This is a genomic window from Vibrio sp. D173a (genome assembly GCF_030248475.1).
Window position 1 is genome coordinate 1 of sequence record NZ_JAHGAH010001371.1, and the last position, 919, is coordinate 919.

Here is a 919-nt window from a genome sequence, read left to right on the forward strand (position 1 = left end):
CTAACGTCAACCAGCCGATTCCTATACCTACAGCGGCGATAACAGCGATGTAACGTTTTTTAATAGACATATTTAGTAATCATCTTTAACAATTAGTTGCAATTGCGATCAGACTAATACTTTAGGGCTACCCCTTATTGATTTGAGTCATAAATTGTCATTATTCATAATAAATATGGCGTACAGTGGGAGCTAGATTCAAGATTTCATAACCTCTGAATGCGCACCCAATATAAATATCAATAGGTATATACGAATCCTATAAACAACCCAAATAAATCCAAATTAACTGCGCGCCTAAAAAGCCATCTTTTCAGGGGTTATATCAAGTTAAAATTCCGTTAATTGAGTTAAAGTCATCGACAATTTCTGAACCATGAGACGATGATGAGTCAAACTGAACTTCTGCAAAAAATTGCTGGTTTTACCCGTATTGAACAGGCGCTTGATTATTTTGAGATTGGCTTTGATAGCCGATTTATAGAAGAGAACCGTACAGAGTTAGTAAAACGCTTTAACGGCTACCTGATTTTGACCAAACCTGATGATTGGTTTTCAGGCCGAAGAGCACTCAAAAACGCCTACTGTAAGGTTCAGCGGAGTAAGTTAGACAAACATACGCGCTCAGCGTGTCGCGGTTGTACATCCTGCCAGCGTCGTTAGGCCAGTTCAGAGTAGTTTGGTTGAAATGAAGTGTGCTAATCTTAGTGCAACTCAACCACGAGATAATAACTACAATGAAAATTTTCAGTAATTTCGAAAGCGGCAACATCAATGTCGTTAACGCAGATTCACCACAAAACATCCAACTGACCATTCCAGCAGATAAACACACCGATATTGCGCAGTGGTTTCACTTCCGCCTAGAAAGTGAGGCGCAACTTGCTCACCACTTTGAAATTCAAGGCCTAGCAAAATC

Annotated in this window: 2 protein-coding genes; both read left to right on the forward strand. The window is 39.6% G+C overall.

Annotation, left to right across the window (positions count from 1 at the left end; genetic code table 11):
- Positions 1 to 387: 387 nt before the first annotated feature.
- Positions 388 to 663, forward strand: a complete 276-nt coding sequence (locus KIV40_RS33435) for a nitrogenase-stabilizing/protective protein NifW (protein ID WP_285353706.1) — start codon at positions 388 to 390, stop codon at positions 661 to 663.
- Positions 664 to 737: 74 nt separating this feature from the next.
- Positions 738 to 919, forward strand: a 182-nt coding sequence (locus KIV40_RS33440; protein ID WP_285353708.1) for a M14-type cytosolic carboxypeptidase, incomplete at its 3' end; no start/stop codon positions are given.

Bases quoted from the DNA above. Each gene is read 5' to 3' on its own strand.
- KIV40_RS33435 (WP_285353706.1), top strand. From the start codon at position 388: ATGAGTCAAACTGAACTTCTGCAAAAAATTGCTGGTTTTACCCGTATT.